At 45.6% G+C, this 8,595-nt stretch carries 8 protein-coding genes; 3 read left to right on the top strand and 5 right to left on the bottom strand.

Annotated elements, in window-relative coordinates; translation table 11 throughout:
- Window positions 1-83: 83 nt before the first annotated feature.
- From leuS to C7B77_RS17400, 3 genes are all read right to left on the bottom strand, one after another.
- Complete coding sequence (gene leuS, locus C7B77_RS17410; RefSeq protein WP_106307527.1) at window positions 84-2,657, bottom strand: leucine--tRNA ligase; 2,574 nt, start codon at window positions 2,655-2,657, stop codon at window positions 84-86.
- 220 nt (window positions 2,658-2,877) lie between these two features.
- Window positions 2,878-3,117 (bottom strand): 2Fe-2S iron-sulfur cluster-binding protein, encoded by a 240-nt coding sequence (locus tag C7B77_RS17405; protein ID WP_181243903.1) that lies wholly within the window; start codon window positions 3,115-3,117, stop codon window positions 2,878-2,880.
- A gap of 67 nt (window positions 3,118-3,184) precedes the next feature.
- Complete coding sequence (locus C7B77_RS17400; RefSeq protein WP_106307521.1) at window positions 3,185-4,384, bottom strand: class I SAM-dependent methyltransferase; 1,200 nt, start codon at window positions 4,382-4,384, stop codon at window positions 3,185-3,187.
- Between the two features lie 104 nt (window positions 4,385-4,488).
- Between C7B77_RS17400 and C7B77_RS17395 the strand changes: the two genes are divergently transcribed.
- From C7B77_RS17395 to C7B77_RS17385, 3 genes are all read left to right on the top strand, one after another.
- Window positions 4,489-5,067 carry a 2OG-Fe(II) oxygenase gene (locus C7B77_RS17395; RefSeq protein WP_106307518.1) on the top strand — a complete coding sequence of 193 codons (579 nt, stop codon included), beginning with the start codon at window positions 4,489-4,491 and terminating at the stop codon, window positions 5,065-5,067.
- 115 nt (window positions 5,068-5,182) lie between these two features.
- Window positions 5,183-5,593 carry a hypothetical protein gene (locus C7B77_RS17390; RefSeq protein WP_106307515.1) on the top strand — a complete coding sequence of 137 codons (411 nt, stop codon included), beginning with the start codon at window positions 5,183-5,185 and terminating at the stop codon, window positions 5,591-5,593.
- A gap of 289 nt (window positions 5,594-5,882) precedes the next feature.
- On the top strand, window positions 5,883-6,755 hold the full coding sequence (locus tag C7B77_RS17385; RefSeq protein WP_106307512.1) for an S-methyl-5'-thioadenosine phosphorylase: 873 nt from the start codon (window positions 5,883-5,885) through the stop codon (window positions 6,753-6,755).
- Between the two features lie 141 nt (window positions 6,756-6,896).
- Here the strand turns inward: C7B77_RS17385 and C7B77_RS17380 are convergent, their stop codons facing one another.
- Together C7B77_RS17380 and sat are read right to left on the bottom strand one after the other, a co-directional pair.
- A complete protein-coding gene (locus C7B77_RS17380; RefSeq protein WP_106307509.1) occupies window positions 6,897-7,346 on the bottom strand; it encodes a hypothetical protein in 450 nt (149 codons plus the stop codon).
- A 65-nt stretch (window positions 7,347-7,411) separates the two neighbouring features.
- Complete coding sequence (sat, locus tag C7B77_RS17375) at window positions 7,412-8,587, bottom strand: sulfate adenylyltransferase (protein ID WP_245894248.1); 1,176 nt, start codon at window positions 8,585-8,587, stop codon at window positions 7,412-7,414.
- Between the last annotated feature and the right edge of the window lie 8 nt (window positions 8,588-8,595).

The following is an 8,595-nucleotide window of genomic DNA, read 5'->3' as shown; positions in this document are numbered from 1 at the left end:
CTACAGCAAATTGCAATCGATCGAGCGTAGCACACCGAATAAAATTGCGATAGATATTTGTCTATCTCGATCGAGTGCATAAACTAACCGATGATAAAGTTAACCAACTTTCCTGGTACGACGATTACCTTTTTAATCTCCTTACCTTCACTAAACTTTTTAGTTATCGCTGACTCTCGTGCATAGGCTTCTAAAGTGGCCGAATCCTTCGTCGCTGGGACTTGGATTGTGCCGCGAGTTTTGCCCATGATTTGAATTACCAAAGTAATTTCATCAGCTTCTAAAGCAGCCGGATCGAATTGACGCCAAGGTTGTTCGTGAATCGAACCACTATGCCCCGTCAATTGCCACAATTCCTCCGTCATATGCGGTGCAAATGGTGCGGCTAAAATCATCAGAGTTTCGATCGCATCAGCATAAACAGGCGAATCTTTGCAATCGGCATCGGTAATCGCATTACTCAGCTTCATCAATTCGGAGATGGCGGTATTAAACTGATAGTCACCATCCAAATCTTCAGTAATTGCTTGAATGGCATGGTGGACGAATCGACGTAAATCTTTCTCCGATTTAGATAATTCGCCACTATTAGCACTCATCGGTTTATAACCGATCGCCAGTCTCCACAAGCGATTCAAAAATCGAAATTGGCCTTCGACATCTGCTTCATCCCATTCGAGATCTTTTTCAGGCGGTGCTTTAAATAAGATAAACATCCGTGCTGTATCTGCACCATATTTTGCTAAAACATCTTCTGGATCGATGCCATTATATTTAGATTTAGACATCTTAATCATCGAGACTTCCAGCACATCACCAGTTTCTGGATCTGTAGGATTAGCGGGATCTAATACTGCTTCGATCGGAATATACTTCTCAGTTTTAGGATTCTTATAAGTAAGTCCTTGTACCATCCCTTGAGTCAGCAATTGTTTGAATGGCTCGTCAAAATTTAGCAGTTTAGTTTTACCACGATCGCCAGCTCCAAAATCTCGAATTATTTTCGTAAAAAAGCGTGCATACAATAAGTGCAATACGGCATGTTCGATCCCACCGACGTATTGGTCTACAGGCATCCAATCGTTGGTAATATTCGGATCGAAGATTTGCTTGTCATTACCCGCATCTGGATAGCGCAAGAAATACCAAGAAGAATCCACAAACGTATCCATCGTATCGGTTTCCCGCTTCGCTGGCGTGCCACAAGTCGGGCAGGGCACATTCACCCACGACTCCAATTGCGCCAAGGGATTGCCACCCTTGCCCGTAAATTCGACATCTTCTGGCAATTTCACTGGTAACTCTGCCTCTGGAACTGGTACTGCACCACAGTTCGGGCAATGCACGATCGGAATCGGCACACCCCAATAACGTTGGCGCGAAATCAGCCAATCCCGCAACTTATATTGGATCTTGCCGTTACCATAGCCATTTTGCTCGGCATATTCGACGATCGATTGCTTGGCAGTAACCGAGTCTAACCCGTCAAATTGACTGGAATTAATCATCGTCCCCGCCTCGGTATAAGCAACCGTCAGCGGTTCATCTGCATTCTGGCTCGGCGCAGTAATTACTTGAGTAATCGGCAACTGATATTGCTTCGCAAACTTAAAGTCGCGAACGTCGTGAGCGGGAACGCCCATAACAGCACCCGTCCCGTATTCATACAAGACATAATTGGCAATCCAAATCGGCACTTCTGTCCCCGTAAAAGGATTAATCGCCATCGCACCAGTCGGTACGCCGCGTTTGGGCTTATCTTCAGCCGTCCGCTCGATCTCGCTTTGATTCTTAATTTCCTCAACGAAGGCATCTACAGCCGCTTTTTGGTCGGAAGTGGTCACCTGTGCCGTCAGTGGGTGTTCTGGAGCCAGTACGACATAACTCACGCCATAAACAGTATCGGGACGAGTCGTAAATACAGCGATTTTCTCATCCGCACCGACGATAGGGAATTCCAGATTAGCCCCGATCGATTTACCGATCCAATTTGCCTGCATCGTGCGGACTTTTTCTGGCCAACCCGACAACTGCTCCAAATCGTTCAATAATTGCTCGGCATATTCGGTAATTTTAAAGTACCACTGCTTGAGAGCCTTCTTCTCGACGATCGCGCCAGAACGCCAAGAACGCCCTTCACTATCGACTTGCTCGTTCGCCAATACGGTTTGGTCGATCGGATCCCAATTCACCATCCCGTCTTTTTGGTACGCCAAGCCACCTTCGTAGAACTTCAAAAAAATCCACTGCGTCCACCGATAATATTCCGGCGAACAGGTTGCTAATTCTCGATCCCAATCGATCGATAAACCCAATTTCTGCAACTGTCCCCGCATGTGGGCGATATTCTGATACGTCCAAGTCGCCGGATGAATCCCCCGTTCGATAGCCGCATTTTCTGCTGGCAATCCAAACGCATCCCAACCCATCGGATGCAACACGCGATGTCCTTGCATCCGCTTCTGTCTGGCTACCACGTCGGTAATCACATAGTTCCGAACGTGCCCCATGTGCAGATTTCCTGACGGATAGGGAAACATCGACAGTGCGTAATATTTAGGCTTGGAGCTAGTTGTATCGGTTTTATATAAATTTTGCTCCGTCCAAGACTGCTGCCATTTAGACTCAATCTCGGCGGGGTTATAAGTATTTTCCATATTTAATCTGTCAAGTTACGCAATATCGATGCTCATCCTGTCATCACCACCATTTTAGCTCGAACCCTACCGATCGCTACGTGGAGCGAGTTGACCTCATCTGAGTGGCTAGAACATGAGAAGCATAAGACAGGCGATCTGTAACTTGTTCTCAATATTGATGGATGGAGATAAACCTCAATTTCCCTAAATATCACATCTGTTCGATCTATCTGGCGTTTTACCAAATTGGATCGTCGTAACGATGCACGATTAGTACTGATTCGTCAGGGACGCTGGCCAGACAAGCTCGCACGGGATATTCTTGCCCTTCGATTTCGACCTCGCAGGCATAACAAGAACCCATCAAACAACCAGTTGGTATTGTAATTCCCGCCCGTTCGGCAACGTTGAGCAATGGTTCGCCAGGTTCGGCGGTGACACTGACTTTATCTGGTAAAAAATGAACTGTTACTGACATGATTTTGTCGATCGGGTGCTTATTAGTTCCCCCACTTCTTTAAGAAGTCGGGGAGCTGTGTTAACTGTTATTTTTTCACTTTCAACATAATCAATTTATTAGCTAAGAGCGATCGAATATTCGCAAGCGAAATCTCGATCGACCCTAACAACTCACCAACTGTTAATTGCTGAGGATTTCCATCGCAAGCTTGCATAAAAGCAAATTCAGCATCGGTAAGATTTAACAATTTCCAGTCACAATTAAAGACATTCTTGCTCTCCCATCCTTCAATACAAGGATGCCGATGGGGAATTGCTGCCAATAAAGTCTCGTCTTGCGACCAATCTATCGAGTGAGGCAGTGGTGGTTTAGACAGGAAAAATTCATAGTGAGCAACATCGGGATCGAGGAGTTCGATCAGTCGATATTGGGCGCGAATATCTAACTTTTGGGCGCGTTCTAGTGCTTCGGGTGCTTTAGCCAACAGTCGCTCTAGACTCCAGAAATCGGGATTGGAAAAGCCGACAAAATCTAAGCCAGAAGCATCGATTAATTCAAATAATGTCTCGATATTATAGTCGATTTCTTGCGGGTGAACGTACATATCGGCGAAACATTCATCCTTGTGGTTTTCGATCGCCCAGCGTTCTTTTTCTCGCTTGAGAATGCGATTATTTTCGGGGAGGGAGGCAAAAACAGCGCGACCGATTTTAACACCATCTTGATAGTCGCCGCGCTTGTCGCCTTGCAACATGCCGATCGCTTTTTGCATCAATTCGATTTCCCAGCGTCCCAATTCGCCATAGACGAAAATGTGCATCAACCCACCAGGGGCTAATTTGCTCGCCAAGGCTTGAATGCCCCGAATGGGATCGGGAGTATGGTGGAGTACTCCTACCGAGTTAATCAGGTCGAATTCCCCTGGTAGCTGCGCTACATCGAACAGACTCATGTGATGAAATTCGACTCTGGTTGCACCCGATCGCGCGCAGCGTTCTTGGGCAACTTTCAGCGCGCCCGGACTGAGATCGATCGCGGTAACTTGCGCTTCAGGATTGAGATGCACCAAGCTATCGGTACTTACACCCGTACCGCAACCCGCATCGAGAATCCGCACATCCCGCCGCTGTGGCATTTGTCCGGTACAAAAATTGTAAGCCGCGTCCCACTGCCATCGCCAGTTAAACCCTGGAGGCGGCTCATCGAGCAGGGGTTCTGGAGGGAAGGGATAGGTATCGTACAGATTTTGGACGGCTTGACTAATTTGGGCGGGACTGGCTTCCATAAATCGATCGCTGCATTGAGACTCGATTGTTATTGTATCCTTTTGGTGTGGCCTCTTTCTTCATAGATAAGATTAGAGAGTGTAAACGAGTAGGACGTCTTGATATGAATCTAACTGCAACCAAGATCGATGATGGTATCTTCACGATCGAGTCCGTTTTTTCACCCGCTGAATGTCGATCGTTAATCGATCGAGCTGAAGCGATTGGATTTGAAGCAGCCACCGTGAGAACGTCAGATGGCCCGATGATGATGACTAACATCAGAAATAACGATCGGGTTGTCATGCAAGATACGGCATTGGCAAGTCAGATGTGGCAGCGCATTCATTACCTGCTACCCACCATCGACTCATCACTACCTTGCAGTGTCGATCCACAATTGCGATTTTATCGATACCATCCTGGACAGCAATTCAAAAGACATAAAGATGGTGCTGTTACCAATTCATTAGGGCAAACCAGCAAGCTCTCATACATGATTTATTTGAATGATGCTTGTGAGGGTGGCGATACAGCATTTAGAGAATATTATGCTGTCGATGGCATCAGCCATAAGCAAGAATTCATTGTCACGCCCACAGTGGGGATGGCATTGCTATTTCGGCACGAGCGGCGGCACGAAGGGACTCCCGTAACTGCTGGCATTAAGTACGTATTGAGATCCGATGTCTTATACGCCTAAACGACATAAAGAAAATCGATCGGCGTTGGTCTAGCCGCGAGCGTTGTTTGACTAGATGCACATCCACATCCTCGGCTATAATCATTGATGAATATTTACATAAATTAATAAACCTGTGGGACAATACGAACGGCTGGTATTGATGGCAGAAGACGAACTCACTCAATACAGCAGTGATGCTCGCAAAATTGAGAAATTGCGCCGCAAAATTGGTATATCGGTAAATAGAGCCGAGCAGCAAGCAGTCAAAGCAGCATTAGAGGCTGAGTTACCCACTGGCGGCATTGCAAAAATAGTCGAAACTCAACGTCAAACTGCCGCGTTACCATTTTGGGGCATTGCTGGATTAGGCTTGTTATTTGGAATTTCGCTCAATCAGCCGCTAGATTTTATTGCCGCTGTTGGTGGCACCGCTGCTGCAATTTCCATTCAAAGATGGGGCTGGAAGTTGTATGCTAAAAGAATTGTCTTGGATACCCTAATCGATATCGATACTAAAATTAGTGAAATTAAGCCAAAACCTTGAGATAGGCTTTAGGCTTTAGGCTTTAGGTTCTAGAAACCGTAGGATAGCTTTATAAAAGTAGGGTAGGCACTGCCCACCACAATAATTTCAGATAATATCTGTTTAATAAATATGTGGGATTAACGATCCCTAAAATCTGAATGGTGGGCATTTCCCACCCTACGTTTTTTATGTATCTATACATCTAAAATATCCTGAATTGATAATTATCAATTATCTGTCTTATCGCGCTTAATCTGGAGGAAACCTCCAGAGCGCGCGCCGCAATTATCAATTATCAATTATAAAAATGAGCGATATCAAAATTGGAATTATTGGTGGTAGCGGACTTTATCAAATGTCCGCTTTAACTAATGTGCGCGAGGTGAGTGTCGAAACACCTTTTGGTAAACCTTCTGACAATCTAATTGTCGGTGAGTTAGATGGCGTCGAAGTTGCTTTCTTGGCGCGCCACGGACGCAATCATCATCTGACGCCGACAGAAGTTCCGTATTGTGCTAATATTTATGCGATGAAACAAATCGGTGTCGAGTATCTGATTTCGGCATCGGCTGTAGGCTCGTTGCAGGCAGAAGTTAAACCATTAGATTTAGTTTTACCCGACCAATTTATCGATCGAACGAAAAGCCGGACTAGTACATTTTTTGGCGATGGAATTGTCGGTCATATTGCTTTTGGCGATCCGATTTGTCATCAGTTAGCAGGCGTTTTAGCAGACTCGATCGAGTCTTTAAATCTACCAGATATTAGTTTGCATAGAGGCGGTACTTATGTCTGTATGGAAGGGCCAGCCTTTTCTACCAAAGCCGAATCGAATATGTATCGAATGTTGGGCGGTACGATTATTGGCATGACCAACTTACCCGAAGCAAAATTGGCCAGAGAAGCTGAGATTGCTTATGCCACCCTAGCATTAGCTACCGACTACGATTGTTGGCATCCAGACCATGATAGTGTAACGGTGGATATGATAATTGCCAATCTCCACAAAAATGCTAGTAATGCTCAACAGGTAATTCGAGAAACAGTACGAAAACTGAGTGCAAATTTATTTGTTTCGGACGCACATTCTGCTCTCAAGTACGCAATTATCACGCCAATGGATAAGGTACCCGATGCGACCAAGCAGAAGTTAAAATTATTACTGAAAAAATATCTGTAGATATCTATAATTATCTTCAGTTTTAGGTAAGGTAAATGACCTCCAAAATAAAAACTGGTAGGGGCAATTCATGAATTGCCCCTACCCAGTTCTAAAAATTATAAATAGACCCTTATGAGTCGATTCCAATCTCCAACAATATTATTTAGCTACTGGTGTAGTAGTTGTGGGTGCGGCAGTTGTTGGTACGGTTGTTGAAGGCAGCACAGTAGTAGGCACTACGGTTTTAGTGGCGGTACCAGCCTTTTTCTTAGGAGTTGCCGCAGCAGTCTTTTTCGCCTTACATTTAGCGTGTTCTCTAACAGGTAAAGTTGCAGGATCGATCTTCTCGGTACCGACAATCAATGTTTTGTACTTACCAGCACCATCTACCAAAGCTTCGCCACAAGTGTTTGCTGCGACATCTTTACGATTAACTGGCTTATTTTTAGCATTAGTCCCTTTGATTGGGTACTTTTGCTTTGCAGTCAAACCAGTTACTACCACTTGGTCTTTGCTAGTTTTATAAACTTCAGCAGTAGCGATCGATCCGTGAGTTAAAGTTAGTAACGCTGCGATCGCAACAGCAGAAATCGAAAATTTGGTGGACATATATTTATTAATTTGTACTGGGTTGATAAGTCGGTAGATGCTGCCTATTAGTCGCGCATTCCCACCTATGTGTTCCCTTGCATGGCACGGATTAATTCGGCGGCAACTTCGGGACGCGAAAATTCTGGTGGTGGTAGTTCGCCTTTACGCAGCAGTTCGCGGACTTTAGTCCCCGACAGATGTACTCGTTGTTCGGGAGTACTGGGACTAGTTTTTGTCGTTGCCATGGATTTGGTAACTTGGCAGTAAAACGCGTGCTCGAACATCATTGGCGTGATGCCGAGTTCGCCTGGTTCAAATTCGCTAAAAATATGTTGAGCGTCGTAAGTACCATAGTAGTCGCCGACGCCTGCGTGATCGCGACCGACGATAAAATGAGTACAACCGTAATTTTTACGAATTAAAGCGTGGAAAATAGCTTCGCGCGGCCCAGCATAACGCATTGCAGCAGGATTGATGCCGAGAATTACCCGATCGCTAGGATAGTAATGTTCTAAGATAATCTCGTAGCAACGCATCCGCACATCTGCGGGGATATCATCTTCCTTCGTCGCGCCAACTAAGGGATGTAAGAACAAACCATCGACGGTTTCCATCGCACACTTTTGAATGTATTCATGCGCGCGGTGAATTGGGTTGCGGGTTTGAAAGCCAACGATCGTATTCCAGCCTTTGGCTTGGAACTGCGCGCGGGATGCCGCAGGATCGATTTGATAAGTAGGAAATTGCGGATGTGCTTCGCGTTCTAATAACCAGATCGCACCCGCTAAATTAACATTACCTTGGTCGTAGACGACTTTGACGCCGGGATGCTTTTCGTCATCCGTGCGGTAGACATTAATTGCTTCTTTTTGCTTATCGTAAGTATATTTTTCAGATAGCTCTAAAACGCCGACAAATCGACCCGTATTATCATCCAGACGCACGAGCGCACCGATTTCTAAAGGTGCGGCGACAGCTTCAGTAACAGAAAGCGTAATCGGAATCGACCAAGGTAATCCATTCGCCAACCGCATGTTGGGGACGACGTTGTTATAGTCTGCTTCTGGCATAAACCCAGTCAGTGGACTAAATGCACCGATCGCAATCATCACCAGATCGGAAAATGCCCGTTCGTCTAATTCGACTCTAGGTAAATGCTCGGCTTTACTTAGAAATTCGGCTTTTTGAGCGGGGCTGGCGATGCGATTCACCAGAGGTGAGGCTACGCCATCGACCAATTTACCGCCATGAGGTGCAATACCAGAAC

Origin of the sequence: Chamaesiphon polymorphus CCALA 037 (genome assembly GCF_003003845.1) — a bacterium.
GTDB classification, from domain to species: Bacteria; Cyanobacteriota; Cyanobacteriia; order Cyanobacteriales; family Chamaesiphonaceae; genus Chamaesiphon; species Chamaesiphon polymorphus.
This window is presented reverse-complemented; position numbering and strand designations above follow the sequence as displayed.

Bases quoted from the DNA above. Each gene is read 5' to 3' on its own strand.
- leuS (WP_106307527.1), bottom strand. From the start codon at position 2,657: ATGGAAAATACTTATAACCCCGCCGAGATTGAGTCTAAATGGCAGCAG.
- C7B77_RS17405 (WP_181243903.1), bottom strand. From the start codon at position 3,117: ATGTCAGTAACAGTTCATTTTTTACCAGATAAAGTCAGTGTCACCGCC.
- C7B77_RS17400 (WP_106307521.1), bottom strand. From the start codon at position 4,384: ATGGAAGCCAGTCCCGCCCAAATTAGTCAAGCCGTCCAAAATCTGTAC.
- C7B77_RS17395 (WP_106307518.1), top strand. From the start codon at position 4,489: ATGAATCTAACTGCAACCAAGATCGATGATGGTATCTTCACGATCGAG.
- C7B77_RS17385 (WP_106307512.1), top strand. From the start codon at position 5,883: ATGAGCGATATCAAAATTGGAATTATTGGTGGTAGCGGACTTTATCAA.
- C7B77_RS17380 (WP_106307509.1), bottom strand. From the start codon at position 7,346: ATGTCCACCAAATTTTCGATTTCTGCTGTTGCGATCGCAGCGTTACTA.